A 26181-nucleotide genomic window follows, 5' to 3' on the forward strand; every position below is an offset into this window, starting at 1 on the left:
CTGCACCAACGGCCATCGCTAGGCTTGAGCCATCAACGTCTTCCGCCGCCGCCCCATCGATCGCGAGATCCTGCGCCTCGCGGTACCCGCGCTCGGTGCGTTGATCGCCGAACCGCTGTTCCTGCTGGCCGACTCCGCCATGATCGGTCACCTCGGCGCGATTCCGCTGGCCGGGCTCGGCATCGCCAGCGCCGTGCTGCAGACGATCATCGGCCTGATGGTCTTCCTCGCCTACAGCACCACCCCTGCCGTGGCGCGCCGACTCGGCGCCGGCGACGAACGCGGTGCCGTGGCATCCGGCATCGACGGCATCTGGTTGGCCACCGGCCTCGGCGTGCTGCTGGCCATCGGCGGCTGGTTCGCCGCGCCCTGGCTGGCCGGCTTGTTCGGCGCGGAGGCCGCCGTGACCGAGCAGGCCGTGATCTACCTCGGCATCTCGATGTTCGGCCTGCCGGCGATGCTGCTCGTCTTCGCCGCGACCGGCCTGCTGCGTGGGCTGCAGGACACCCGCACCCCGCTCTACGTGGCCGGGATCGGCTTCGCGGTGAATATCGCGCTCAACTACCTGTTCATCTACGTGCTCGGCCTCGGCATCGCCGGCTCCGCCATCGGAACCGTGCTCGCGCAGTGGGGCATGGTCGCCGTCTACCTCGTCGTCGTGGCCGGGCACGCCCGCCGCGTCGGGGCCGGCCTGTTGCCCCACCACGCCGGTGTGCTCGGCGGTGCGACGTCTGGCGGCTGGCTGTTCCTGCGCACGGTGAGCCTGCGCGCCGCGATGCTGCTCGCCGTCTTCGTGGCGACCGGGCTGGGTTCGGCACCGCTCGCGGCATTCCAGATCGCGATGACGCTGTTCGCCACGATCGCCTTCGCCCTCGACGCCCTCGCGATCGCCGCCCAGGCGCTCGTCGGCAAGGGCCTCGGCGGCGGCGACGTCGCGAGCGTGCGCGCCGTGCTCGCCCGTTGCCTGCAGTGGGGAATCGGCGGGGGTGCGCTGATCGGCCTGCTCGTGATGAGCGCCGCCGGCGTGCTCGGCTGGCTCTTCACGAGTGACCCGGATGTCGCCGCGCTGCTGCCGCCCGCGCTGCTCGTGCTCGGCCTCTCGGTTCCGCTCGGCGGACTCGTCTTCGTGCTCGACGGCGTGCTGATCGGCGCGGGCGACGCCCGCTACCTCGCGCTCACCGGCATCCTGAACTTCGCCGCCTTCGTGCCGCTCGCCCTCGCGGTCGGTGCGTGGGCCGCCCCGGACGCCGCAGGGCTCGCCTGGCTGATGGCGGCATTCGCGCTCGGCTACCTGGGGGCCAGGGCGATCACCCTCGGGCTGCGCGCCCGGGGTGATCGCTGGATGGTGGTCGGCACGACGCGTGCCTGACCGCGGCCGCTAGAGCGTGATCAGCCCGCTCGTGTTGTCTCGGGCACGCTCGAAGCGCGCGGCGACGTTCTGCCAGTCGACGATGCTCCAGAAGGCGTTCACGTAGCTCGCCCGCACGTTCTGGTAGTCGAGGTAGTACGCATGCTCCCAGACGTCGAGCATGAGCAGCGGGATGAGCCCGGCCGGCAGATTGCCCTGCTGGTCGTAGAGCTGCACGATGATGGGCTGCGCGCCGAGGATGTCCCAGGCGAGGATCGCCCAGCCGGAGCCCTGCACGCCGAGCGCGGTCGCCGTGAAGTGCGCCTGGAACTTCTCGAAGGATCCGAAGGCGTCATCGATGGCCGCTGCAAGTTCGCCCTCCGGCCGGTCGCCGCCACCCGGTGCGAGGTTGGTCCAGAAGATGGAGTGGTTGATGTGCCCGCCGAGGTTGAAGGCGAGATCCTTCTGCAGCTTGTTCACGGTGCCGAACTCGCCGGCGTCACGCGCCTCGGCCAGCTGGGCGAGCGCCGTGTTGGCGCCCGTGACGTAGGCCTGGTGGTGCTTGCTGTGGTGCAGCTCCATGATCCGGCCGCTGATGGCCGGCTCGAGTGCCGCGTAGTCGTAGCCGAGTTCCGGCAGTGTGTAGAGAGACATTGCTTCCTTTCGATGGGTGTTGCTCGCCCCGTGGGTGGGTCAACGCGCTCTGGCCGGCGCGGTCGAGTGCCAGCGATGGGCCACGGTGGATCAGTTCAGGATGCTGTGCTGCTGCAGCCCGTGGAACGCTCGGTCGTGGTAGACCAACGGGCTGCCGTCAACGCCCTCGTCGATCTCGAGCACCTCGGCGATCACGAGCGTCGAGGCACCGACCGCGACCGTGTCCGCGATCCGACAGCGCAGCATCATCGCCGCGTCCGGGAGCAGCGGCTCCCCCGTCGCCCTGGTGGTCCAGCCCTGTTCGCTGACGAAGCGCGGCGCACCGCTCTGTGCGAATGAGCGCGCGATGTCGACGTTCTCGGAGCGCAGCAGGTGCACGACGCACGTTGCCGCCGCCAACACCTGGCCGGCGGAGCCCGCCGTCGTCGTCACGGAGAACACGAGGACCGGCGGTTCGGCCGAGACGGAGGAGACGCTCGATGCGGTCAGACCGACCGGCCCGTTCGGACCCTCCGCGGTGATCACCGCGACACCGGCCGGATGCCGGCGGAACGCCGCCTTGAACTGATCGATCATCGCGGCGGCTGGGTCCTCTGACATTGTTCTCCTGTTCGCGCGCCGCGCAGCGTTTCGCCCGGCGCCTTCGCAACGCTAACATCTCAAGTGAACTTGAGATCAAGGAGCCCCTGCCGTGACGGACACCCCCACCTCAGCCGACCTCCTGCCCATCGGGCAGATCGCACGACGGGCCGGGGTTCCGGTGTCAACGGTGCGCTACTACGAGTCGATCGGACTCCTGCCCGCGGTGCGCTCGGCCGGCAACACACGCCAGTTCCCGCGGCACGTGCTGCGCCGCATCGCCTTCATCCAGGTGTCGGTGCGCTACGGGGTCACACTCGGCGAGGTCGCCGAACTCCTCGCGACGCTGCCGAGCGACCACCCGCCGACCCGGGCCGACTGGGCGCGCATCTCGGCTGCGTGGTCTGAGCACCTCGCCCGCCAGCAGGCGATTCTGGCGCGCATGCAGGAGGAGCTGACCGGCTGCATCGGATGCGGCTGCCTCTCGCAGACGCGCTGCGCCGTCGTCAATTCCCGCGACAGGCTCGGCGACGACGGCCCGGGGCCCCGGCGCGTGCTCGGCGGCGCCGAGGCCTAGGCCACCGGCCCTCCGCCGAACCACTCCAGTGCGGCAGCGGTCAGCGCGGTCACACCGGTGGAGAGCGTCGGTTCGATCACCGGCCCGAACAGCGGCGAGTGATTCGACGGCACGTCTTCCGGCATCCGCCCCGTACGCATGAAGTCGGCGAAGAGGGCCGGCTCGAATCCACCGAGGAACCAGTAGACGAGCGGCACCCCCGCCGCGCTCGCGAGCACGCCGACGTCTTCGCTGCCGGAGACCATGCCCGGGTCGATCACGCGATCCTCTCCGAGGGCGCGGCGGAGGGCGGCCGCGGTGCGCTCGGTCGCCTGCGCGTCGTTGACGGTCAACGGGAAGTGCTCCTCGAACAGGATCTCGGGCTCGCGGGTGGCGCCGGATGCCGCGGCTTCCGCCTTCGCCATCCTCTCGATCGCGGTGATCACCTTCCCGCGCACGGCGTCGTCGAAGGTGCGCACGCTGAGACCGAGGCTCGCCTCGGACGGGATGATGTTGTTCTTGGTTCCGGCGTGCAGCTGGCCGACGGTCAGCACGGCGGCATCGTTCGGTGCGATCTCGCGCGAGACCACGCTCTGCAGGCGCACGGTCAGCGACGCGGCCATGAGAACGGGGTCGATCGTGGTCTCCGGCCGGGAGCCGTGGCCGCCCTCGCCGTGCAGGCGCACGGTGATCGAGTCGGCCGCAGCCATCGCCACGCCGGCATGGACGCCGACCCAGCCGGCTGGGAACGGCGCGACGTGCTGGCCGAGCACCACGTCCGGGCGCGGGATGCGCTCGAACAGGGGGTCGTCGACCATGGCCTGGGCGCCGCCGCCCCACTCCTCTGCCGGCTGGAACACGGCCACGAGCGTTCCGCTCCACTCCGCGCGCCGGGCGACGAGCTGCTCGACCGCTCCGAGCAGACAGGTGACGTGGACGTCGTGCCCGCAGGCGTGCATGACCGGGACGTCGTTGCCGTCGGCATCCGTGCCGCGCGCCGTGCTGGCGTAGTCGAGGCCGGTCTGTTCGAGCACGGGCAGGCCATCCATGTCGGCCCGCACCAGCACGGTGCTGCCGACGCCGTTCTCGAGCACGCCGACGACGCCGGTCTGGCCGATGCCCGTGGTCACGGCGAGGCCGAGGGAGCCGAGGCGCTCGGCGACGATGCCTGCCGTGCGGTGCTCCTGGAAGGAGAGCTCGGGGTTCGCGTGCAGATCGCGGTAGATCGCGGCGAGGTCGAGGGGGCTGGCGGCTGCGGCGTCGGTGCTCATGCCCGTCAGCCTATTGGGCAGAGCTCACCCTCGTGCCACCGCCGATCGTGTGCCCGTCACGGCCCGGTCGCCGTGCGCTCGGCCGGAGTTTCGGGCGCCGCGCCGGTGCGGGCGGTCGCGTCGGCGGCGTGTCGACCGGATCTCCGGCCGACGGTACACAGCCCGGGCCGGGTCCCGGCCGGGTCTCAGTCGGAGTGAGGGGGCGCGGCGGTGGTGTTGCCCTGGTGGAACACGCTGCTGAAGCAGCGACCGTGCGGGTGCTCACCGGCCAGCATCTGCACCAGCGCCTCGCCGGCCGCGCGCCCCTTGGCCGCTGACGGCTGCACGAGGGTCGTCAGGTCGTATGGCGCGAGGCCGTCGACCTGCACGCCGTCGAAGCCGAGCACGCTGACGTCGCCGGGAACGCTGAGGCCGAGTTCCTCCGCCGCCCTGATCACTCCGGCCGCGAGTAGATCACTCTGGGCGATCACCGCGGTCGGCCGCGTCTCGGGGTCGGCCAGGAGGCTGAGCGCAGCCAGCCGCCCCGCCTCGACGTCGCTCGCGGTCGCAACCACTCCCCCGATTTCGGGGAAGACGGCTCGCGCACCAGCGATGCGCTCGCTCGTCGTGGCTGAGGTGCTCGCGGCCTCCCGCTCCGGGGTGAGGGGCCCGCCGAGACGGTCGGGGTCCAGGGGCAGCGTCACCAGCGCGACCCGGCTGTGGCCGAGGGCGCGCAGGTGCTCTGCGCCGCGGCGCGTTGCATCTTCGTTGTCGATCGAGATCTCGATGATGTCCTCGCCTGCGTGCCCCTCGATGGCGACCATCGGGATGCCGCGCTGGCGCAGTTGCGCGACGGAGTGGGCGAGCCGCGGGCTGCAACCGATCAGCGCGACCGCGTCGACGGGGGCGTTGCCGACGTTCACGGCACCGTCGCCGGTGTCGGTCAGCAGCAGCAGGCCGGCGCCGATCGACGCGATGCCGTCGGAGATGCCGTCGAGCATCTGGATCTTCACCGGGTCGAGGAAGGCCGCGCGCACCCGCTCCTCGAGCACGACGCCGACGATGCCGGAGCGGCCGCGGCGCAGCGACTGGGCGCGGGGATCCGGGCCGGCGTAGTTGAGTTGGCGTGCAGATTCCAGCACGCGTTCCCGTGTGGACTCCGACACCGGGCCGGAGCCGCTGAAGGCGAGCGATGCGGTCGACGGCGAGACGCCGGCGTGGGCCGCGACGTCGGCGAGGGTCGGCCGGGGATGGGGTGCCGCGGCATCCGTCATCTCGTCGCTCCTCCGCGCTCTGTGCCAACAAGACGTGGCCGCACCGGGCAAGACGCGCTTGACCGGCTTCCGCCCACCTCGGTAGTTTAGACGGATCGAATCGATTCGATACGATGGATCTCAGGCGCGAACGACACCGCCTCCACCACCGAGCATCGGGAACGCATGTCAGAGTCGACCTCACCATCCACCACGACACCGTCGGCGGTCGTGCCCGCGACTCAGCGCCGCGGCCTCGGGGCCTGGCGCAACGCCGTGTTCACGATCTTCTTCCTCAGCGGCCTCAGCGTCGCCAGCTGGGTCGCCCGCATCCCCGCCGTGCGCGACGATCTGGAGATCTCGCTCGACACCGTCGGTCTCGTGATCCTCGGCATGTCGGTCGGCTCGATCATCGGCCTCACCTGCTCCGCTGCCATCCTGGCCCGCTTCGGTGCGCGCATCGGCATGATCTTCAGCCTCTGCCTCGTCGCCGGTGGCCTCGTCTTCATCGGGCTCGGCAGCAGCGTGTTCGGTGTGCTGCCGGTGATCGTGATCGGCATGGCGATCTTCGGATTCGGCAACGGCGCCGTCGACGTGATGATGAACGTCGAGGGCGCGGCAGCCGAGCGTGAGATCGGCAAGACGCTGATGCCGCTCATGCACGCCTTCTTCAGCTTCGGAACCATGGCGGGCGCGGCGCTCGGCGCCGGCGCATCGGCCATGCACCTGCCGGTCGCGGCCCACCTTGCCGCCATCGCGCTGCTCATCGTCGTCGCGGTGTTCATCACCGTGCGCTTCATCCCGATCCGCGAGTCGGTCGGCGACGACCCGCACACGGCGGCGCCGCGCCAGCCATGGGTCGCCCGCCTCCGCGAGAACCTCGCCGTCTTCGCCGACACCCGTCTGCTCCTCATCGGCGTCATCGTGCTCGGCACCTCCTTCGCCGAGGGCTCAGCAAACGACTGGATCGCCCTCGCCGTCGTCGACGGCCACGGCTTCGACAACACGACGGGCGCCATCGTCTTCGGTGTGTTCGTGACCGCGATGACCGTCGCCCGCGTCGCCGGCGGCCCAATCCTCGACCGCTTCAGCCGGGTTCCCGTGTTGCGCGTCTGCGCCGCGCTCGGCATCGCCGGCCTCTCGCTGTTCATCTTCGGCGGCGGCAGCCTGCCCGTCGTCATCGTCGCCACCGTGTTGTGGGGGCTCGGCTGTGCGCTCGGCTTCCCCGTCGGCATGTCGGCGGCCGCGGATGACGAGAAGCACGCCGCGGCCCGCGTGAGCGCCGTCGCGATCATCGGCTACTGCGCGTTCCTGGCCGGCCCGCCGCTGCTCGGCTTCCTCGGCCAGCAGTTCGGCATCCTGAACGCCCTGATCGTGCTGCTCGGCCTGCTCGTGCTCGCCGGGCTCTGCGCTCCGGCGGCCCGCGAGACGTCGCGCCGCATTCCCGCCAACTAACGGCAACCCGAGCGGATCCCATGCAGCCAGTGCACGGTCGGCGCACAGCCGGGGCGGCATCCGCCAGCGTCTAAACTCGTACGGTGCGCCTTGTCATTGCTACCTGTTCCGTCGATTACGCCGGCCGCCTCGCCGCCCACCTGCCGCTGGCGAAGCGCCTGCTGATGGTCAAGGCCGACGGCAGCCTGCTCGTGCACTCCGACGGGGGCAGCTACAAGCCGCTCAACTGGATGAGCCCGCCGTGCACCCTCGCGGTCGGCGAGCCGAGCGCGGAGCAGGCCGAGGCCGGCATCACCGAGCTCTGGACCGTGACGCACACGAAGACGGCGGACAAGCTCGTCGTGAGTATCTATGAGGTCGAGCACGACAGTGCCCACCCACTCGGCATCGACCCCGGCCTGCAGAAGGACGGCGTCGAGGCCCACCTGCAGAAGCTCCTGGCCGAGCAGATCGAGTTGCTCGGCGACGGCCACACCCTCGTGCGGCGCGAGTACATGACGGCGATCGGGCCGGTCGACATCCTGGCGAAGGATGCCGCGGGCGGCTCCGTCGCCGTCGAGCTCAAGCGCCGCGGCGACATCGACGGCGTCGAACAGCTCACCCGCTACCTCGAGCTGATGAACCGCGACCCGCACCTCGCGCCGGTGCACGGGGTGTTCGCGGCGCAGGAGATCAAGCCGCAGGCACGCACCCTGGCCGAGGACCGCGGCATCCGCTGCCTGGTGCTCGACTACGACGCGATGCGCGGCCTCGACGACGGCCACCACCGCCTGTTCTGAGTGCACTCCGGGCGACACCCCGGCGCGAAACCCAAGCGAAAGCGGAGTTTCACAGGCGGGGAACCTAGGATGGCTCGGTGAGTACCCCGACTTTGACCACCGCGACCGCGCTGTGGTCCGCCATTCTCTTCGACCTTGACGGCACCATCACCGACTCGGCTCCCGGCATCACAGCATCCCTCGCGCGCACCTTTGAGACGCTCGGACGCCCCGTCCCAGATGCCGCAGAACTGCTGGCATACGTCGGCCCGCCCCTGCTCGACTCCTTCCGTGAGCGCGCCGGCATGAGCGAGGAGCAGGCCTGGGAGGCGATCAACGCCTACCGCGCCGACTACAACGGCTCCGCCATCGACACCGCGGTCTACCCCGGCGTCGCCGGCCTGCTCGAGCGCATCCACGCTGCCGGCGTTCCGTTGGCGCTGGCCACGAGCAAGCCGGAGTCCGTTGCCGTGCGCATCCTCGAGAACTTCGGCCTCGACCGCTACTTCACCGTGATCTGCGGCGCGACCGACGACGAGAGCCGCAGCGCGAAGGCCGACGTCGTCGCCGAGGCGATCCGTCGCCTCAGCGCGCAGGGTGTCGACGTCAGCCGCACCGTCATGATCGGCGACCGCAGTTACGACGCCGTCGGCGCCGCGGCCAACGGCATTCCCACGATCCTCGTCGAGTGGGGCTACGGCTCCCCCGCCGAGGCCGTCGACGCCATCGGTACCGTGTACTCGACCGACCAACTCGCGAAGAAGCTCCTCGGCTGACCACGCCCCACCCCGACGACGGAGTTCCCGACGATGCGAACCCAGACGACCCATGAGCGCGAGCTCACCGCGCCCGTCGCGCTCTGCCTGCCGAACGGCCGCCTGAACCCCGCGGCGGTCGGCTGGGCGCGGCATCCGCTGGTCGGCACCGACGGCATCGGCCACGGCGGCTTCGGCTGGGGGCGTAACAAGCGCTGGGAGTACTGGGCGGTCACCACGCCGACGCACATCGTCGGCATCACGGTGTCAAGCCTCGACTACGCGAGCCTGCACCAGCTCTGGGTCAAGGATCGCCGAAGCGGCGAGGAGATCGACCTCGTCGCGATCAGCCCGCTGAGCGGCAGCGCGACCCTGCCCGGCACCCTCGGCGCCGGCTCCGCCCGCACCCGCACGAAGAATCTGAACATCGACATCGACGAGCTCGGCGGGGCGGATGCCGGCTCCCCCGGCACCCGACTGCGCGCCGTCTCGCCCCGGGTCACCATCGACGTGCTCGCCGAGCGACCTCCCGGCCACGAGGCCATGGGCGTCGTCGTGCCGTGGAACGACCGCCTGTTCCAGTACACGGTCAAGGACGTCGCCCGGCCGGCCGGGGGCACGATCACGATCGACGGCGTGAGCCACCGACTGCCGCGTGGCCAATCCTGGGCGGTGCTCGATCACGGCCGAGGACGCTGGCCGTATTCGATGACGTGGAACTGGGGAGCGGCATCCGGCATCGTCGACGGACGCACGATCGGGCTGCAGCTCGGCGGCAAGTGGACGGCGGGAACGGGCTCGACCGAAAACGCGCTCTCGGTCGACGGGCGCATCACCAAGTACGGAGACGAGCTGGACTGGGAGTACGTGCAGGGCGACTTCCTCGCGCCGTGGCGGATCCGCGGCGAATGTCTCGACCTCGTCTTCACGCCGGAGTTCGACCGCTCCTCGCAGACGAACATGCTCGTGATCGGCTCGGAGACGCACCAGTGCTTCGGCACATACTCGGGCACCGCGATCGATGAGAACGGGACGACGCTGCGGATCGACGGCCTCTTCGGCTGGGCCGAGCACGTGCACAACCGCTGGTAGGCGCAACGGCCGCGTGATCGGTCGCGACGGTGTGCGTGCGCACCCACCGCGAGACGACCGCGGACCGCTCAGCCGACTGCGGCGGTCGCCGTCTCAATCAGCGCGGCGGCCTCGCGGGGGTTCACCCGGCTGAGCAGGAGTGAACTCGCGGTGATCGCGACGAAGAGCCGGGCGCGCCGCTCGACCTCGTGCGCGGGTGCGCCGGCATCCGCCCGCCCCAGCACCGTCTCGAACGTCTGCTGAAGCGCCGCCCGATAGTCGTCGACCACCGCGCGCTGCCGCTCGTCCCGCCCGGCGATCCCGCTGGCACTGTTCAGCAACAGACAGCCGCGGCGGGGCGAGCTCGCCGGGGTCGTCGTGATGAACGCCGACAGCGTCGCCCAGTAGTCACGCAGCGCGGCCACGGGGTCGTCAGCGCCACGCAGCCGGGCGAGCCGCGGGGCGATGACGGTGTCGAGATAGTCTGCGACCGCGGCGTCGTAGAGCCCGCGCTTGCTCTCGAAGGTGCGATAGAGGCTGGACCGGTTGAGCCCGGTCGCCTGCTCCAGGTCGGCCAGCGAGGCGGCCTCGAAGCCCTTGTCCCAGAAGACATCGCGTGCGGCGGCGACGGCCGTCGCGGTGTCAAAGGCCTGTGTGCGCCCCATGCGCCCTCCCGTGTTCACGATCGACAGTTGCGAACCGATCGTTTCCATTCTATAGTGAACCGATCGGTACACAATAATACCAGCCGACGCCCGGGCGGTGATCCCGCCCGCTTCCGTCAGAAAGCAGTTGAGCCATGCTCGCCCTGAGCCTCGTCTTCCTCGGCATCGCGGCCGTTATCCACGTCTACATCTTCGTTCTCGAATCCCTGCGCTGGACGGCGCCATCGACGCGCAAGACCTTCGGAACGAGTGAGGCGGATGCCGAGACGACCAAGCCCCTCGCCTTCAACCAGGGCTTCTACAACCTGTTCCTGGCGATCACCGTCGGCGTGGGCATCGCGATGGCCGGAAACGGCGCGCTCGCGCCCGGAGCCGCCCTCCTGTTCGCGGGAGCCGGATCGATGGTCGCAGCCGGACTCGTCTTGCTGATCTCGGATCGCCGCAAGGCGCGTGCGGCGATCGTGCAGCTGGCCGCCCCGGCCATCGGCCTGATCCTGTTGCTGATCACGCTGCTCGGCTGACGCGCACCAGCCGCCAAGGCTGCCCTGCTGCTGCCGCTAGGAGACGATGCCGGGCGTCGTCGAGACCACGGCCATGATCACGTTCATCATCTGCGCGAACCAGACGATCACCAGAACGAGCGAGAGCACGCTGACCGCGAGCGTCGCCCACATCGGGGCGAAACCCCTGCCGGCCTGGCGCTTGACGACAATGGAGCGCCCGATCACGTAGACCAGATTGCTCAGAATCGCCCACGCCCAGTGGAAGCGCCGCGGGTAGCCCTGCTGGCCGAGCCAGCGCCAGTCGAGCACGGCGAGCACGATCATCGCCGCCGCGATCACCCAGCTGCCGACGCTGAGCAGCAGGTAGCCGGGGTCGAGCAACATCGAGTTGGCTGCGAGCGGGTCGGTCACCGAGGCGATCATGAAGCCCTCGAAGTCCCAGGCGAAGAGCGTGAACACCGACAGCAGCGGAAGCAGCGTGTACGCCCAGATCAACCAGTTCGCCGTCGGCGTGCCCTCCGGCACCCGACCCTGCGTCATCGTCATGCCGTATGGCTGCGCCGCATACTGCTGCCCGGTGTACGACTGGGCAGCGTAGGGCTGGGCCGCGTAGGACGGCGCAGGCGTCTGTGCCGAGTAGGGCTCCGCGGATGACTGGCCCGTGTAGGACGGAGCGACGAACGGCTGGGCCGCGACCGGCTGCACGGCGGTTGACTGAACAGGGGCCGGCTGAACGGCTGGTGCCATCTCGCCGTACTTCGGCACCGTCGGCATCGCCGCGGCCACCGCGGGGACCGCCGGAGCGACCGGCTGCGGCACGGGAGTGGTGTGATCACTCCACCGGGCGCCATCCCACCAGCGCAACTGCGCGGCATCCTGCGGGTCGGCGTACCAGCCGGCGCTCGGCAAGCCATTCGTGGTCATCGCACGTCTCCGTCCTGCGTGGCTGTGCCGCGCACCATCTCGACCCAGCGGGCGAGGAACGCCGCTCCGGCTTCATCATGAATCAGCTCGCCGGCCGTGAGCACCGGGTATGGCTTCTCGGGCACGCCGTCGGCCGGGCGCACATCGACATGGGCAACAGTATGCCCCTGCTCGTGCAGCCAGTCGGCCATTGCGTAGTCGGTGCGCGAGTCGCCGACCGTGCGCCACTCCACGGGGAGGGCGCCGCCGGGCAGCAGCATCTCGATCGCGCGCATCGCCCCGAGATCCTTGCCGAGTTGAATCGACTCAATGTCCGTGGAGATGATCGTGGAGTCCACGCGGTATCCGACGGTTCCATCGGATGCCGCCGCGTTCACTCCGTTGTGCTCGATGCCGAGATCGTGCAGCCCCATCTCGGCGAACGCGGCCGCGTCGAACTCCTTCTGCTGCTGCAGGTAGTCGGCGCTCTGAACGTGCTTGTGCTGCTCGACCGAGACCATGGCCCGCTTGGTCTGGTCGAAGAACATGTAGTCGGCGAAACGCTCGGCGACGAGCTTCTCGATCGCCTCGCCGTATGCGGTCGGCACGGCGAGCTCGCCCGAGACCTCGATCTCACCGGCGCCGGCAGGCGTGATCGGGAACCACACGGCGCCCTTCTCGCAGACCGCGAAGACGCGGGCGTGCGCGGGAAGCCCCGCGGCGACGAGCGGCGCGACGACCTCCTCGCGCAGGAAGGCGTCGGAACGGCCCGTGTTGAACACGATCGGGATGCCGGCATCCGCCAGCGTCACGAGGTCGCGCGTCACGGACTCGATCGCGATCGAACGCGTGACGGGGCTGGCGATCGGGCCGTCAACGTCGAGGAGCAGGCCGAGCATCGGTACAGAATCACTCATACCTCGACGGTACCGGGCGCCGGGAGCCACCGCGGACAACGCATCCGGACACTGCCCATCCACTCAGAGTGCGGCGAATCGCCGCCGCACTGCGGCGAGGGCCCGCACACGACCGGCAGCGCCGCGCTGGGTCGAGCGTCCGATCGAGAGGTGCCGGAAGCGTCGGATGCCGATGAGCCGGAAGGTACCGCGGCCGAGTATCGCGGTGGCCGGTCGGCCGAACCACCAGCGGTAGAGGGCGTCATCCGTCGTCATCACCGAAACCACGCTCACCCCGCGCAGCCGCGTCAGTCTGCCGTGGAGCGCTCCGCCCAGCCGTGGCTCATCAAAGGCGAAGCCCTTGGAGAGCACGCGGTCGAGAAAGCCCTTGGTGCCCGCCGGCATGGCCATCCACCAGACAGGGAAGACGAAGACGAGGTGGTCTGCGGCGCTCAGCCGCTGCTGCAGGGCCGTCGCGTCCTGGCGCATCTCGCCGCCGGTGCGCCAGGCCCGCAGCTCCGCGGCGGTCATCACCGGGTCGAAGCCCTCTGCGGCAAGGTCGGCGACATCGACGCTGTGGCCGGCGTCGGCGAGCCCGGCGCGCACCTCGGCGAGGGCGGCCGCGGCGAGACTGCGCTGGTGCGGAACGTTGGCGTGCGCTTCCGCGCCGTAGGGGTGGTCGAAGACAACGAGAACGTGCATGATGGCCTTTCAATCGGGTGCGCTCGCGCATCAGTTTCATAAACAACAGTTGCACATGCAACCATACTCGCTAGAATGAGGTCATGGCAGACACACTCGGCAGGATCGGTGATCCGGCGGCGGAGCTCGAGGCCGAAGATCGCGTGATTGCGCTCTGGCTGCAGGCTCGGCACACCGCGGCCGCGATGGAGTCTGCCCTCGACGCCGAGCTGCAACGGGAGCTCGGCGTCCCCCTGACCCGTTACGCGCTGCTCTGCACCATCGATGACCCGGACTGCGCATTCAATCAGCAGGTGATCGCCACCCTGCTCGGCGTGAACAAGAGCAGCGTGAGCCGGCACGTCGACGCCGCGGCGCAGGCCGGGTTCCTCGTCGCCGAGGTGTCGGCGGGCTCGCGTCGCGACAAGAGCGTCCGCCTCACGGCATCCGGTCGGCGGCTCGTCGAGCGGGGGCGCGCCATCGTCGCCGCCCACGCACCGACGCTCTCTCAGCAACGGCTCGACGACGCCATTGCCACGCTCGCGCTCTTCGCCACACAGAGCGAGCACGCGAGGCCGTGATGAAGCGCCTGCTGCGGCCGTTCTGGTGGTGGCTGGACTACGTCTACGCGGGCTGGCAGCAGTGGCGCTCGCTCTTCCGCCGCCGACCGCCGCGCCAGTTCGGTGTTGGTGACCCCGAACTCCCGGCCGTCATCCTCCTGCCCGGCGTCTACGAGACCTGGCTCTTCCTCGAGCCGCTGGCCACCCGCCTGAACAAGCGTGGCCACCGCATCTTCGCCATTCCCGAGCTGTCATTCAACCGGATGCCGGTGCTGCGCTCTGCGGAGGTGGTCGCCGCCGCCATCGGACGGCTCTCCGCCGAGCACGGCATCACGGAGTTCGTGCTGCTTGCGCACAGTAAGGGAGGACTCATCGGCAAGAAACTGATGGTGTCTGAGCACCCCGGTCTCCTCGGCATGGTCGCGATCTCGACGCCGTTCAACGGCTCCAGCTACGCGCAATATCTGCCGACATCCACATTGCGCGCCTTCTCCCCGAACGACGAGGTGCTCAAGGAACTGCTCACCCAGCTGCATGCGAACACGAACATCGTCTCGATCTACGCCGAATTCGATCCGCACATTCCGGGCAAGAGCGCCATCGTAGGCGGGCAGAACATCGAGCTGCCGATCAACGGTCACTTCCTGCTGCTCGGCAACGGGCTGCTTGGCGACACCGTCGAGACCGCGATCGGCGCCATCCAAGGGACCGCCGCATCGAACCCGTAGAAAACACAGAAGGCCCCCGATTCCTCGGGGGCCTTCTGTGTCTGAGTCCTTTGGCAACGAACTCAATTCGCGTGCGCGAGGGGGGACTTGAACCCCCACGCCCTTTCGAGCACTGGCACCTGAAGCCAGCGCGTCTGCCAATTCCGCCACTCGCGCGAACTTGACGAGATTAGCATCTTCGCGACACGAGCACCATTTGAGTGATCCGATGGGAGTGTCGGAGAGCCTGAAAAGGTGCGATCGGCCGACAGACCTGTCATCCTCAAGGGCGAGTTTCGACCGGCTCTCGCCCGAGAACTAGCGGGCGAGTGCGCAGAAGTACGCGTACAAGGGCGGGTTCCCAGCGGGCCCGACTAACATTTGATAGTCATCAGAACCGGAAAGCGGGAGAGCTAGTGGGCTTACTGGACAACTTCGAGAAGGGTCTCGAGCGTGCCGTCAACGGCGCCTTTGCGAAGACGTTTCGCTCGGGGCTGCAGCCGGTTGAGATCACCTCCGCCCTGCGCAGGGAGCTCGACACGAAGGCTGCCGTCGTTTCGCGCGACCGCGTGCTCGTCCCCAACAAGTTCGTCGTGCGCATGAATGCCGACGACTACAGCCGCATGCGCGCGCTCGGCCCCGCCCTCACCGACGAGCTCGCCCAACTCGTGCAACGGCACGCGGCGAGCCAGGGCTTCCAGTTCGCCGGGGCACTCAGCATCGAGCTGCAGAGCGACCCGGCGCTCAGCCTCGGCATCGTGCAGGTCGATTCCAGCAACGTCAAGGGCGATGTCGCCTGGGCCCCCGTCGTCGACATCAACGGCAAGCGTTACCCATTGCTGCATGCGCGCACCGTCATCGGCCGCGGCAGCGATGCAGACATCACCGTCGAGGACACCGGCACGAGCCGACGCCACGTCGAGATCCTCTGGGACGGCAGGCGCGCGAAGGTGCGCGACCTCGGGTCCACGAACGGCTCGAAGCTCAACGGTTCGCCGGTCACGGAGGCCGTGCTCGAGCCGGAATCCGTCATCACCATCGGCCGCACCAACATCACCTTCCGGGTGCTCGCCCAGGCGGCGCCCAGCGCGCGGCAGCCGGAGAGCTTCGGCGATGCGACGCAGCGTCACGACATGGATGGATTCTGGGGGCCCCGTGACCAGTGAGCTCACCCTGCTGGTGTTGCGGCTCGGCTTCCTGCTGCTGCTCTGGCTCTTCGTCTTCGCCATCGTCTATGCGCTGCGCTCCGATCTGTTCGGCCAGCGGGTGCGCAAACTTCAGCCGACATCGGATGCCGCGAGCCCGGCGATCTCACCAGGCTCAACCGGGGGCAACTCCAGCGGCCGCGGCAACCCGAGCGCCGGCAACGGCCCCACCGGCGCCATGCCCTCCCCCGGTGCCGCTGCCGCGGCTCCCCTGTTCGCGGCCCACGCCCCGGTTTCGGCGGCCTCCGCAGCCGAGCCGAACGCACTTGCACCGAACTTCGGCCGCGAGACCGCCACGGCCCAGACCGCTCAGCGCCTCGTCATCACCTCCGGTGCCAAGGCCGGAGCCGAGTTCCCGCTCGGTCGCGACGAGATCACGATCGGCCGCTCGAGCGACTCGGCCATCGTCATCCGCGACGATTACACCTCCACCCACCACGCGCGCCTCATGCTGTGGAACGACCAGTGGATGCTGCAAGACCTCGACTCGACCAACGGCACCTTCCTCGACGGCGTCCGCGTCGCCGTGCCCACGCCGATTCCGTTGAACACCCCTGTCAAGATCGGTTCCACGAGCTTCGAGCTGCGACGGTAGGCGCATGGCGAGAGTCTCTGACAGCGCGGCGGTCTCACACGTCGGACGCATCCGTTCGAACAACCAGGACTCCGGCCTCGCCGGCATCGGGCTGTTCGTCGTCGCCGACGGCATGGGTGGCCACGCGGGCGGAGACGTCGCATCCGCGATCGCGATCACGCGCATGGCGGAGGCCGACCAGGTCTACTCGACTCCCCAAGAGGCCGAGTTCGCGCTGCAGGCTGCCCTCGTAGCCGCCAACGCCCTGCTGGCCGAGACCGTCTTCGAACACACCGAGCTGACCGGCATGGGCACGACGGTCAGCGCGCTGGCCGTGCTCGGCGACGAGGTGGCGATCGCCCACATCGGCGACTCCCGCATCTACCTCTACCGCGACGGCGACGTCTCGCAGATCACGATCGACCACACCTTCGTGCAGCGCCTCGTCGACAGCGGGCGCATCACAGAGGAAGAGGCGGCGGTGCATCCCCGCCGCAGCGTGCTCATGCGCGTGCTCGGCGACGTCGACTCGGCCCCGGAGATCGACACCTCCATCTTGGCCACGCGCCCGGGCGACCGCTGGCTGATCTGCTCCGACGGCCTGAGCGGGGTCGTCTCACTCGACCAGATCCGGGCCGAGTTCGCGATGGGCGGCCGCGCGCACGATCTGGCCCAGCGCCTGGTCAAGGACAGCCTGGATGCCGGCGCGCCGGACAACGTGACCGTTGTCATCGTCGACATCGGCGAGACCGCGCCGCTCCGCACGGACCCACTGATCGTCGGCTCCGCCGCGTCCCCCCTCAGCTTCGCTGCCCCAGAGCCGCAGCGTGTCCGCTCGATGCGCCTGCCGCCATTCCGCCTGCACCCCGTGCGCGAGAGCCACTTCGAGCCGGACTCCCAGGACTATCTCGACGAGCTCATCGAAGAGGACCGCCGCCGCGTCACCCGCCGCAGGGTCGTCTGGCTCGCGTCCATCATCGCGCTCGTCGTCGCCATCGTGCTCGCCTGCGTCGTGGCGTACCAGTGGACCCAGACCCGCTACTTCGTCGGAAGCGAGAGCGGCACCGTCGCCATCTACCGCGGCGTGCAGCAGACCCTCGGCCCGATAGCACTCAGCGAGGTCTACAAGAAGACCGACATCGCCCTCGCCGATCTCAAGCCCTATGACCAGAAGATCGTCGAAGCCACGATCAGCGCCGGTTCGCTGAGCGAGGCACGAGAGATCGTCACCCGACTGGAGGCCAGTCGTGTCCCGGAATAACGCACGCACGGCGGATGCCGCCGGGCGCCAGACGCGCAGCTCCACCAACACGGGAAGCGTCCGTCGCATCCGCATCCCGCAGAAGCTGCGCAACCTCGAGCTCATGCTGCTCATCTTCGCCTGCGCGATCAACGCCATCGCCATCGTGCTCGTGCAGCTCGGCGAACTCGGCACGCTCGACACGACCCTCGTCGTGCTCGGCGCCGGGCTCTCGTTGCTCGTCTTCGGCATGCACGTGGCGATGCGCTTCATCGCCCGCGACGCCGACCCGTTCATCCTGCCGATCGCCACCGTGCTCAATGGCCTCGGCATCGCGATGATCTACCGCGTCGACCTGCTCCTCGGCGACACCGGCTGGGACAGCGCGGCCGTGCGCCAGATCGTGTGGAGCGCGATGGCGATCATCGCCGCACTCGTGGTCATCCTCGTCATCCGCAACCACCGCGTGCTCTTCCGCTACACCTACGTCGCCGGCTTCGTGGCCGTCATCCTGTTGCTGCTCCCGCTCGTGCCCGGCCTCGGCCGCGAGGTCAACGGCGCCCGCGTCTGGATCGGCATCGGCGACTTCGCCACCTTCCAGCCCGGCGAGATCGCGAAGATCGCCCTGGCCGTGTTCTTCGCCGGGTACCTGGTGCGCAACCGCGACAGCCTCTCGATGGTCGGAACCAAGTTCCTCGGCATGCGGATGCCGCGCATGCGCGATCTCGGGCCACTGATCGTGGTCTGGGCCCTCTCGATGTCGGTCATCGTCTTCCAGCGCGATCTCGGCACCGCGTTGCTCTACTTCGGCCTGTTCCTCGTGATGCTCTACGTCGCCACCGCGCGACTCAGCTGGGTGCTGATCGGCCTCAGCCTGTTCCTCGGCGGCGCCCTGATCGCCAGCCAGACGCTCGACTACGTCAACGGCCGCTTCAACAACTGGCTCGACGCCTTCAACCCGGCCGTCTATGAGGCGGCCGGCGGCAGCTACCAGCTTGTGCAGGGTCTCTTCGGCCTCGCCAACGGCGGGCTACTCGGCACCGGGCTCGGGCAGGGGCGACCAGACCTCACACCCGTTCCGCAGAGTGACTACATCATCGCCAGCCTCGGCGAGGAGCTCGGTCTGGCCGGCATCTTCGCCATCCTCTCTCTGTACATGCTCTTCGTCGCTCGCGGATTCCGCATCGGATTCGCCGGACAGGACGACTTCGGCAAGCTGCTCGGCGTCGGCCTGGCCTTCGTGGTCGCCCTGCAGGTGTTCATCGTGATCGGCGGCGTCACCCGCGTCATCCCGCTCACCGGTCTGACGACCCCGTTCCTCGCCGCCGGTGGTTCATCGCTTGTGGCCAACTGGATCATCGCGGCGCTCCTGCTCAGACTCTCCGACACCGTGCGCAATCAACCGCGTCTGGTGGTGAACGAATGAACCGCGAACTCAAGCGCGTGAGCATCGTCGTCTTCGTCATGTTCATGGCCCTGTTCAGCTCGACGACGATCATCCAGGTGATCCAGTCCGACAACCTGCGCAATGACGCCCGGAACACGCGCACGCTCTACGACAGCTACGAGGTCGAGCGCGGCCCGATCCTTGCCGGCGGTGCTCCGATCGCCGAGTCCGTGCCGAGCGACGACAACTACAAGTTCCAGCGGGTCTATAGCAACGGAGTGCTCTACGCACCGATCACCGGCTTCTTCCCCGTCAACGGTGAGCCGACGGCCCTCGAGGGCAAGCTGAACAGCTACCTCAGCGGCACCGCGAACGCACAGTTCCTCGACTCCCTCGAACGACTCTTCACCGGGCAGGGACGCAAGGGTGCATCCGTCTCGGTCACCATCGACCCCGTCGCCCAGCAGGCGGCATGGGATGCCCTCGGCGACTACACCGGTTCCGTCGTCGTGACACAGCCCAAGACCGGCCGCGTCATCGCGATGGTCTCCAAGCCGAGCTTCGACCCCAATGCGCTCGCGGTGCACGACAGTGAGATCGTCGACCAGAACTACGAGGCGCTGCTGGCCGATCCCGGCGACCCGCTCATCAACCGAGCGATCGGCGGCGACATGAACCCTCCCGGTTCCGTCTTCAAACTCGTCGTCGTCGCGGCGGCGCTCGAATCCGGCGAGTACACGCCCGAGAGCGAGTTCCCCAACCCTCCGACGTTCCAGCTCCCAGGCACGGACACGATCATCCGCAACAGCGGCGGGGACGACTGCGGTGGCGGAGAGACCGTGACCATCGCGACGGCGCTGCGCCTCAGCTGCAACGTGCCGATGGCCGAGCTCGGTCTCGCCCTCGGCGATGCCGCAATCCGCGAGCAGGCAGAGAAGTTCGGTTTCAATTCCGAGTTCGAGATCCCCCTGGATGTCGAGGCCAGCGTCTACCCGCGCGTGCTCGACGATGCCCAGACCGCCATGACCGCGTACGGCCAGTACGAGGTCCGCGCGACCCCGCTGCAGATGGCCATGGTCTCCGCGGCGATCGCCAACGGCGGCATGGTCATGAATCCGAACATGGTCGAGGCGATCACGGCCCCGAACCTCAGCCCGCTCGAGAGCTTCGAGCCGAGCGAGTATCAGCGCGCCATCAGCCAAGAAACCGCCGCGACGATGACCGAAATGATGGTCAACGGAGTCGAAAACGGTGCCGCGAGTAATGCAAGAATAGACGGGGTCAGTGTTGCCGGTAAGACGGGTACGGCAGAGAACGACGGAGATGCTCCGTACACTCTCTGGTTTACCGGATTTGCCCCCGCAGACGACCCAGAATATGCAATCACCGTCCTCATTGAGGATGGCGGGGGAATGGGCCAAACGGGGTACGGCAATCTACTTGCCGCACCGGTCGCACAACAGGTACTAGAGGCGGTGCTGAATAAATGAGGCCAACTACAGGGCTCACCTTCGGGGGACGATACGAACTCCTTTCGCGAATCGCGATCGGCGGAATGGGCGAGGTGTGGCAAGCCACAGACCTCGTCATCGGTCGTCAGGTTGCCATCAAGATCCTGAAGGACGAGTACCTCGGTGACCCGGGCTTCCTTGAGCGTTTCCGCGCCGAGGCCCGTCACGCCGCGCTCGTCAACCACGAGGGCATCGCCAACGTCTTCGACTACGGCGAGGAGGAGGGCAGCGCCTACCTCGTGATGGAGCTCGTGCCCGGCGAGGCGCTCTCCACGATTCTCGAGCGCGATCACGTGCTCTCCAGCGACAAGGTGCTCGACATCGTCGCCCAGACGGCGTCTGCACTGCACGCCGCGCACGCCGCCGGCCTCGTCCACCGCGACATCAAGCCCGGCAACCTGCTGATCACACCGGACGGCCGCGTCAAGATCACCGACTTCGGCATCGCCCGCATCGCCGACCAGGTTCCGTTGACCGCCACCGGCCAGGTGATGGGCACCGTTCAGTACCTCTCGCCCGAGCAGGCCTCCGGCCACCCGGCGTCACCGACCACCGACATCTACTCGCTCGGCATCGTCGCCTACGAGGCCCTCGCCGGTCGCCGCCCCTTCACGGGCGAGTCCCAGGTGGCCATCGCGATGGCGCAGATCAACGAGGCGCCGCCAGAGCTGCCTGTCACGATCTCCGAGCCCGTGCGCAACCTGGTCTTCGCGTGCATCGCCAAGAACCCGGCGGACCGCCCGGCCTCTGCCGCACACCTCGCCCGGGCCGCCACGGCGCTCCGCCGCGGCGACGTGCAGGCTGCCGCGGCATCCGTGCCCGCCATTCTCGGCGGAGCGAGTGCGGACACCGCTGCGACGATGCTCTTCCCCGCCCAGGGTGCTCCGACGGTTGCGACGACGGTGCTGCCGGCGACCGAGGGCATCGCGGGCTCGATGACGCGCGCCGACACGGTCGCGGCCGAGAAGAAGAAGCGCAGCCCATGGACGTGGCCGCTGATCGCTCTCATCGCCCTGCTCGCGATCGTGTTGATCGGTGCCGTCTTCGCCCTGACGAACCAGGGCTCCCCGACACCGGAGAAGACCACGACGCCGCCGGCAACCTCGAGCACGCCGACGCCGAAGCCGACGGAGACCACGCCGCCGGCCCCGACGACGGCCGCGATCGTCGAGACCGACTTCATCGGCCTCACCGCGGATGAGGCCCGGGCCAAGCTCGGCGAGCTCGGCATGACCGCCGACGTCGCCGAAGGCAACGCCGCGACCAACAGCAGCGATGCCGGCAAGGTCTACGCCGTGAACCCGACCGGCAAGAATGTGGCGATCGGCACGACGATCACCGTCACCGTGTGGGCGGCCCCGGCAGAGCTGAGCGCTCCGAGCTCCGCTCCGTCACTGGCAGGCGGCAGCGAGCCGTTCGCCCCCGGCGACGACGTCAAGGTCACCTGGCCGGCACAGAGCTGCCCGGCCGGGCAGACCCTGAGCGGCTACAAGATCGCCGTCACCGGCGAGGGTGCGGCCATCAGCGTTGAGGACACCAGTGCGAACGGTTCGCGTTCGGCGGTCATCACCGCCGGAAGCGCACCATTCTCCGTGATCTTCCAGTACTTCTGCGGAGAGTTCGCCTCTCCGGCCTCGCCTGCCCTTGACGTTGACGTGCAAGAAGCCGAAGAGCCCGAACCTGGGCCAGAAGCCAATCCCTCGACGAATGCACCCGTTACAGAACGTGCTACCAAGGGGTAACGAGGCCCCGGAAATTCGCGGGTAAAATTATCCGCTGTGTGCCGAACCATGAGGGAGATTCGCTGTGTCTGAGGAAGGTCGCCTGATCGCTGGGCGCTACCAGGTTGGCGAACTCATCGGCCGCGGTGGCATGTCTGACGTGCACCGCGGAACGGATTCCCGCCTCGGCCGCACGGTGGCCATCAAGCTGCTGAAGCCCTCGCTGGCCAGCGACCCTGCGTTCCGTACCCGCTTCCGCCAGGAGGCGCAGGCCGCGGCGCGCATGGCCCACCCGACGATCGTGCGCGTGTTCGACGCCGGCGAGGAGACCGTCACCGACGCGAACGGCCACGAGTCGCAGCTGCCGTTCATCGTGATGGAGTACGTCGACGGCACGCTGCTGAAGGATCTGATCAAGCAGGGGCCGCTCTCCTCGACCGAGGCCGTGCGCATCCTCGACGGCGTTCTCACCGCACTCGAGTATTCGCACCGCGCCGGTGTCGTTCACCGCGACATCAAGCCGGGCAACATCATGATCACCCGCAACGGGCAGGTCAAGGTGATGGACTTCGGCATCGCCAGGGCCATCTCCGATTCCTCGACGACCGTTGCGCAGACCACCGCGATCCTCGGCACCGCCTCCTATTTCTCGCCGGAGCAGGCCAAGGGCGAGCTCGTGGACGCGCGCACCGATCTGTACTCAACCGGTGTCGTGCTGTTCGAGATGCTGACGTCACGCCCGCCATTCCGCGGGGACACACCCGTGGCGATCGCCTACCAGCACGTGTCGGAGATCGCACCCAAGCCCAGCAGCTTCAACCACCAGGTCTCGCCGGCGCTCGACGTCGTGGTGGCCAGGGCGATGACGAAGGACCGGGAGCAGCGCTACCAGAGCGCCGCGGAGTTCCGCGCTGACGTCGATCTGGCCGGCGCAGGCCAGGTTCCCATTCACCGGGCATCCGACGCGTCCGCGACGTCGCTCTTCAGCCAGGACCCGCACAGCATCTCGGGCTCCGAGCTCGCGCTCAAGCAACTCGCCGAAGACACCAACATGGTGCGCACGCAGCGCCGCCCTCCGGCACTCTGGATCTGGGCCGGTGTGCTCAGCGTCATCGTGATCGTGATCACCGTGATGTTCTGGGTGCTCAACCTGAATACGGAAACCGAGCTGCCGCCGACCTCACGCGAGGTTCCCGTGCTCACCGGGCTGACTTTTGCCGAGGCCCAGGAGACCCTTGCCGGGCTCGAACTGCAATCCGTCGAGGCGCGCGAGACCAGCACGACCGTTCCCGTCGACCAGGTGACCCGCACCATGCCTGCCGCTGGAGGCATTGTCAGCCCGGACACCATGATCACGGTCTACGTCTCATCGGGCAAGGTGGTGATCCCTGTTCCGGATCTCGCCAACCTCAGCATCGCGGATGCCGAGGCGAAGCTGGCCGAGGTCGGGTTCGTCCTCGGGCTCACGACGACGCAGAACTCGCCGACGATCGCGGCGGACATCGTGCTCGCGACGGACCCAGCGGCCGGCGCATCAGGCCATGAGGGTGACACCGTGAACCTCACCGTGTCGAGCGGTCTCGTGACGCTGCCGGATCTCACCAACCAGACGCTCAGCGCGGCGACGGCGATCCTCGCAGGGCCCGATCTGCAGCTCACCGCAGAGCCCGTCGCCGACCCGGCCTGTGCGGCACAGCCCGGCGATCTGATCACGCACCAGTCACTGGTCGGCGATGTTCCGCAGCACTCAACCGTGCAGCTCAGCTACTGCTCAGGCGACTGAGCCAGCCCAGCCCAGCCCAGCAGCCCAGGCACGATCAGCGCTGTCGCGATCAACTCAGACCTGATCAGCTCAGGCGCACCAGCGGGTTGAGGCCGAGGGCGCGCTCGGCGGCTCCGGCCAGGCCGGCGCTCTCGAGCCAGTTGCCGAGCATGCGGTAGCCGCCTTCGGTCAGAACCGACTCGGGGTGGAACTGCACGCCGTACAGCGGCGCGCTCTCGTGCCGGAGACCCATGATCACGCCACCCTGCGTCCGGGAGGTCACGACGAGCTCGCCGGGAACCGTGGACTCGACGACGGCGAGCGAGTGGTATCTGGTGGCCGTGAACGGCTGCGGAACACCGGCGTAGAAGGCGCTGTCGTCGTGACTGACGAGCGAGGTCTTGCCGTGCATGAGCTCCTCGGCGTTGGTGACGGTCGCCCCGAACGCCTCGGCGATGGCCTGGTGGCCGAGGCACACGCCGAGCAGCGGCTGCCCGGCGGCGAATGCGGCGCGCACGGTCGCGATCGAGACGCCGGCGTCTGCGGGCTTGCCGGGGCCGGGTGAGACCAGCACGGCGTCGAACTCCGCGGCCCGGGCCGCGGCATCCGCGGCCGAGTAATCGTCGTTGCGCACGACGACGGTCTCGGCGCCGAGCTCCTGCAGGTACCCGTTCAGGGTGTAGACAAAGCTGTCGTAGTTGTCGATGACGAGTATGCGAGTCATGTTCCGACCGTTGCTTCCTGGTTGTTGATGAGCGTCTCCACCCACGGGAAGACCCAGGTGGAGAGGGAGTAGAGGACCGCGACCGCGAGCAGCAGCACGAGAATGATGCGTACCCAGATCGGTCCGGGGAGAACCCGCCACAATGCACCGTACATCGGTCAGCCCTCCTGCGCCTGAGCGGCGACTTGTGCGGCAATCTCGGCCGGCGGCCCCGCGCTGAGCGGCTGCCAGCTCTCGAAGACGCCGTAGGCGATGATGCGCTCGTCGGTGGACAGCAACGGATTGCAGCTCGTCAGCGTGATGAGCCGCTCACCGGGAACGACGCCATCCTGGCGCGGAACCGGTGCGAGAACGTCGCCGGCGCTCGGCTGCACGTACTCGAGATTGCGGAACCGGTAGGTGTAGTAGCCGTCGGCCGTCTGCACGTAGATCCCGTCACCGAGCTGGAGCTCGTTGATCAGGTGCATGCCACCGCCCCAGGCGCTGCGGTGCGCGGCCAGCGCCATGTTGCCGACCTCGCCGGGCATCTGGGTGTTCTCGTAGCGGCCGACGCCGAGGTACATGCTGTTCAAGACATCCACGGTCGTGCCCACGGCGATGTTGCGCGCGTACTCCGGCCCGTAGCGCGGAATGTAGAGCACGCCGAGAATCTCGCCGTGCTCGGGAGGCGCGGCGACGGGGGGCTCCCCGTAGTCGACCGGCGTCGCCGGGTCCTCCGGTGCCTGCGGGGTGAGGGGCGCCTCGGCCTGGGCGATCCATTCCTGACTCTGGGATGCCGCAGAGCTCTTCTGTTGATTGGCCATCACCGCGTCATTCCACCACAGCTGCCAGGCGAGGAAGAGCAGCACGAGCACGCCGGCCGTGATGAGCAACTCGCCGAGGACACCGACGACGCTGACGCGCCGCCCGGCGCGACGCCGCGTCGGCGGGGTCGCAGCGTGGGCCTCGGTCATGGCCCAATCCTATTCGAGCCATGACCGGCGCCCCGCTGTGCTCAGCAACTCCGAGGGGATCAGGATAGAATCGCTCGCATGGCACGCACGAAATCATCGAAGCCCGCACCCGTGGTTGACAACCGTTCTGGTGAAGACGCCCCGAACGCGGTGTGGTTCAAGCCCGTGATGTTCGGCTTCATGCTGCTCGGGCTGGTGTGGATCATCGTCTTCTACGTGAGCCAGGGCGCTTGGCCCGTTGCCGCACTCGGTTCGTGGAACATCCTGGTTGGTTTCGGCATCGCCTTCATCGGCTTCCTCATGACAACTCGCTGGCGCTGACGCCACCGCTCATCGACAGTCTGGTCGCCGCCCGTTGGGCGGCGACCATTTTTGTGCCGGCAGCGGGCCGCGGGCGTCGGGGCATGTAACCCCATTAGAAAGTTATCCACAGCCGTTTACCCGTGTGGAAAGTTACATCCGTGTAATTATCCCCAGTGTTAATAACCCTGTGGATAGATTCTGTGGAGA

Annotated in this window: 28 protein-coding genes and 1 tRNA gene; 17 read left to right on the forward strand and 12 right to left on the reverse strand. The window is 68.5% G+C overall.

Going from position 1 to position 26181, the window contains the following annotated elements; all coding sequences use genetic code 11:
- The first annotated feature begins 31 nt into the window (after positions 1-31).
- Entirely contained in the window at positions 32-1369 is a 1338-nt protein-coding gene (locus ASC66_RS14890; protein WP_082492370.1) for an MATE family efflux transporter, read from the forward strand.
- Between the two features lie 9 nt (positions 1370-1378).
- On the opposite strand, the gene ASC66_RS14895 is transcribed toward ASC66_RS14890, so the two are convergent.
- Together ASC66_RS14895 and ASC66_RS14900 are read right to left on the reverse strand one after the other, a co-directional pair.
- Positions 1379-2002: a superoxide dismutase gene (locus ASC66_RS14895; protein ID WP_055841200.1), complete on the reverse strand. Its 624-nt coding sequence runs from the start codon at positions 2000-2002 to the stop codon at positions 1379-1381.
- A 90-nt stretch (positions 2003-2092) separates the two neighbouring features.
- Positions 2093-2602, reverse strand: a complete 510-nt coding sequence (locus ASC66_RS14900) for a flavin reductase family protein (RefSeq protein WP_055841203.1) — start codon at positions 2600-2602, stop codon at positions 2093-2095.
- Between the two features lie 91 nt (positions 2603-2693).
- On the opposite strand from ASC66_RS14900, the gene soxR reads away from it, so the two are divergent.
- Positions 2694-3158, forward strand: coding sequence for a redox-sensitive transcriptional activator SoxR (gene soxR, locus ASC66_RS14905; RefSeq protein ID WP_055841206.1), 465 nt, complete (start codon positions 2694-2696; stop codon positions 3156-3158).
- Here the strand turns inward: soxR and ASC66_RS14910 are convergent.
- Both ASC66_RS14910 and ASC66_RS14915 read right to left on the reverse strand, forming a co-directional pair.
- Positions 3155-4408 (reverse strand): amidohydrolase, encoded by a 1254-nt coding sequence (locus ASC66_RS14910; RefSeq protein ID WP_055841207.1) that lies wholly within the window; start codon positions 4406-4408, stop codon positions 3155-3157. The two genes, soxR and ASC66_RS14910, sit on opposite strands and share 4 nt — an antisense overlap.
- A 185-nt stretch (positions 4409-4593) precedes the next feature.
- Positions 4594-5661, reverse strand: a complete 1068-nt coding sequence (locus tag ASC66_RS14915; RefSeq protein ID WP_055841212.1) for a LacI family DNA-binding transcriptional regulator — start codon at positions 5659-5661, stop codon at positions 4594-4596.
- Between the two features lie 165 nt (positions 5662-5826).
- Here ASC66_RS14915 and ASC66_RS14920 point away from each other — a divergent pair, with 165 nt between their 5' ends.
- The 4 genes from ASC66_RS14920 (at position 5827) to ASC66_RS14935 (ending at position 9700) form a co-directional block, all read left to right on the forward strand.
- Positions 5827-7095, forward strand: coding sequence for an MFS transporter (locus tag ASC66_RS14920; protein ID WP_055841215.1), 1269 nt, complete (start codon positions 5827-5829; stop codon positions 7093-7095).
- An 83-nt stretch (positions 7096-7178) separates the two neighbouring features.
- Positions 7179-7874, forward strand: a complete 696-nt coding sequence (gene nucS, locus ASC66_RS14925; protein WP_055841218.1) for an endonuclease NucS — start codon at positions 7179-7181, stop codon at positions 7872-7874.
- A 77-nt stretch (positions 7875-7951) separates the two neighbouring features.
- Positions 7952-8629, forward strand: coding sequence for an HAD hydrolase-like protein (locus ASC66_RS14930; RefSeq protein ID WP_055841219.1), 678 nt, complete (start codon positions 7952-7954; stop codon positions 8627-8629).
- 33 nt (positions 8630-8662) lie between these two features.
- Positions 8663-9700, forward strand: a complete 1038-nt coding sequence (locus ASC66_RS14935) for a DUF2804 domain-containing protein (protein WP_055841222.1) — start codon at positions 8663-8665, stop codon at positions 9698-9700.
- Between the two features lie 68 nt (positions 9701-9768).
- Here the strand turns inward: ASC66_RS14935 and ASC66_RS14940 are convergent, their stop codons facing one another.
- Entirely contained in the window at positions 9769-10344 is a 576-nt protein-coding gene (locus tag ASC66_RS14940; RefSeq protein WP_055841765.1) for a TetR/AcrR family transcriptional regulator, read from the reverse strand.
- 134 nt (positions 10345-10478) lie between these two features.
- Between ASC66_RS14940 and ASC66_RS14945 the strand changes: the two genes are divergently transcribed.
- Entirely contained in the window at positions 10479-10865 is a 387-nt protein-coding gene (locus ASC66_RS14945; RefSeq protein ID WP_055841225.1) for a DUF1304 domain-containing protein, read from the forward strand.
- A gap of 36 nt (positions 10866-10901) precedes the next feature.
- Here ASC66_RS14945 and ASC66_RS14950 read toward each other — a convergent pair whose 3' ends face one another.
- From ASC66_RS14950 to ASC66_RS14960, 3 genes are all read right to left on the reverse strand, one after another.
- On the reverse strand, positions 10902-11771 hold the full coding sequence (locus tag ASC66_RS14950) for a DUF2510 domain-containing protein (protein ID WP_055841228.1): 870 nt from the start codon (positions 11769-11771) through the stop codon (positions 10902-10904).
- Entirely contained in the window at positions 11768-12667 is a 900-nt protein-coding gene (locus tag ASC66_RS14955; protein WP_055841231.1) for a hypothetical protein, read from the reverse strand. The genes ASC66_RS14950 and ASC66_RS14955 overlap by 4 nt, the downstream gene beginning before the upstream one ends.
- A gap of 63 nt (positions 12668-12730) precedes the next feature.
- On the reverse strand, positions 12731-13348 hold the full coding sequence (locus ASC66_RS14960) for an NAD(P)H-dependent oxidoreductase (RefSeq protein ID WP_055841234.1): 618 nt from the start codon (positions 13346-13348) through the stop codon (positions 12731-12733).
- Between the two features lie 83 nt (positions 13349-13431).
- Here ASC66_RS14960 and ASC66_RS14965 point away from each other — a divergent pair, with 83 nt between their 5' ends.
- Positions 13432-13908, forward strand: coding sequence for a MarR family winged helix-turn-helix transcriptional regulator (locus ASC66_RS14965; protein ID WP_055841237.1), 477 nt, complete (start codon positions 13432-13434; stop codon positions 13906-13908).
- Entirely contained in the window at positions 13908-14615 is a 708-nt protein-coding gene (locus ASC66_RS14970) for an esterase/lipase family protein (RefSeq protein WP_055841240.1), read from the forward strand. The genes ASC66_RS14965 and ASC66_RS14970 overlap by 1 nt, the downstream gene beginning before the upstream one ends.
- A 72-nt stretch (positions 14616-14687) precedes the next feature.
- Here the strand turns inward: ASC66_RS14970 and ASC66_RS14975 are convergent.
- Positions 14688-14771, reverse strand: a tRNA-Leu gene (locus tag ASC66_RS14975).
- Between the two features lie 239 nt (positions 14772-15010).
- Here ASC66_RS14975 and ASC66_RS14980 point away from each other — a divergent pair.
- The 7 genes from ASC66_RS14980 (at position 15011) to pknB (ending at position 24015) form a co-directional block, all read left to right on the forward strand.
- Positions 15011-15760 carry an FHA domain-containing protein gene (locus ASC66_RS14980; RefSeq protein WP_055841242.1) on the forward strand — a complete coding sequence of 250 codons (750 nt, stop codon included), beginning with the start codon at positions 15011-15013 and terminating at the stop codon, positions 15758-15760.
- Positions 15750-16394, forward strand: a complete 645-nt coding sequence (locus ASC66_RS14985; protein WP_502691622.1) for an FHA domain-containing protein FhaB/FipA — start codon at positions 15750-15752, stop codon at positions 16392-16394. Before ASC66_RS14980 ends, ASC66_RS14985 begins: the two co-directional genes overlap by 11 nt.
- Before the next feature lie 4 nt (positions 16395-16398).
- Positions 16399-17634, forward strand: a complete 1236-nt coding sequence (locus ASC66_RS14990) for a PP2C family protein-serine/threonine phosphatase (RefSeq protein ID WP_055841247.1) — start codon at positions 16399-16401, stop codon at positions 17632-17634.
- Positions 17635-17737: 103 nt separating this feature from the next.
- Positions 17738-19039: an FtsW/RodA/SpoVE family cell cycle protein gene (locus ASC66_RS14995; RefSeq protein ID WP_082492415.1), complete on the forward strand. Its 1302-nt coding sequence runs from the start codon at positions 17738-17740 to the stop codon at positions 19037-19039.
- On the forward strand, positions 19036-20490 hold the full coding sequence (locus ASC66_RS15000) for a peptidoglycan D,D-transpeptidase FtsI family protein (RefSeq protein ID WP_055841252.1): 1455 nt from the start codon (positions 19036-19038) through the stop codon (positions 20488-20490). The genes ASC66_RS14995 and ASC66_RS15000 overlap by 4 nt, the downstream gene beginning before the upstream one ends.
- Positions 20487-22253 carry a protein kinase domain-containing protein gene (locus tag ASC66_RS15005; RefSeq protein ID WP_055841255.1) on the forward strand — a complete coding sequence of 589 codons (1767 nt, stop codon included), beginning with the start codon at positions 20487-20489 and terminating at the stop codon, positions 22251-22253. Before ASC66_RS15000 ends, ASC66_RS15005 begins: the two co-directional genes overlap by 4 nt.
- 64 nt (positions 22254-22317) lie before the next feature.
- Positions 22318-24015, forward strand: a complete 1698-nt coding sequence (gene pknB / locus ASC66_RS15010) for a Stk1 family PASTA domain-containing Ser/Thr kinase (protein WP_055841258.1) — start codon at positions 22318-22320, stop codon at positions 24013-24015.
- Between the two features lie 64 nt (positions 24016-24079).
- Here pknB and ASC66_RS15015 read toward each other — a convergent pair whose 3' ends face one another.
- The 3 genes from ASC66_RS15015 to ASC66_RS15020 are packed head-to-tail and all read right to left on the reverse strand — an operon-like array spanning position 24080 to position 25671.
- Positions 24080-24718 (reverse strand): anthranilate synthase component II, encoded by a 639-nt coding sequence (locus ASC66_RS15015; protein WP_055841261.1) that lies wholly within the window; start codon positions 24716-24718, stop codon positions 24080-24082.
- A complete protein-coding gene (locus tag ASC66_RS18355; RefSeq protein WP_200944834.1) occupies positions 24715-24873 on the reverse strand; it encodes a hypothetical protein in 159 nt (52 codons plus the stop codon). The genes ASC66_RS15015 and ASC66_RS18355 overlap by 4 nt, the downstream gene beginning before the upstream one ends.
- A gap of 3 nt (positions 24874-24876) precedes the next feature.
- On the reverse strand, positions 24877-25671 hold the full coding sequence (locus ASC66_RS15020; protein ID WP_055841264.1) for a class E sortase: 795 nt from the start codon (positions 25669-25671) through the stop codon (positions 24877-24879).
- 78 nt (positions 25672-25749) lie between these two features.
- Between ASC66_RS15020 and ASC66_RS15025 the strand changes: the two genes are divergently transcribed.
- Positions 25750-25992, forward strand: coding sequence for a cell division protein CrgA (locus ASC66_RS15025; RefSeq protein WP_055841269.1), 243 nt, complete (start codon positions 25750-25752; stop codon positions 25990-25992).
- Positions 25993-26181: the final 189 nt, after the last annotated feature.

It is taken from the genome of Leifsonia sp. Root4 (assembly GCF_001425085.1).
Classification (GTDB): Bacteria; Actinomycetota; Actinomycetes; order Actinomycetales; family Microbacteriaceae; genus Microterricola.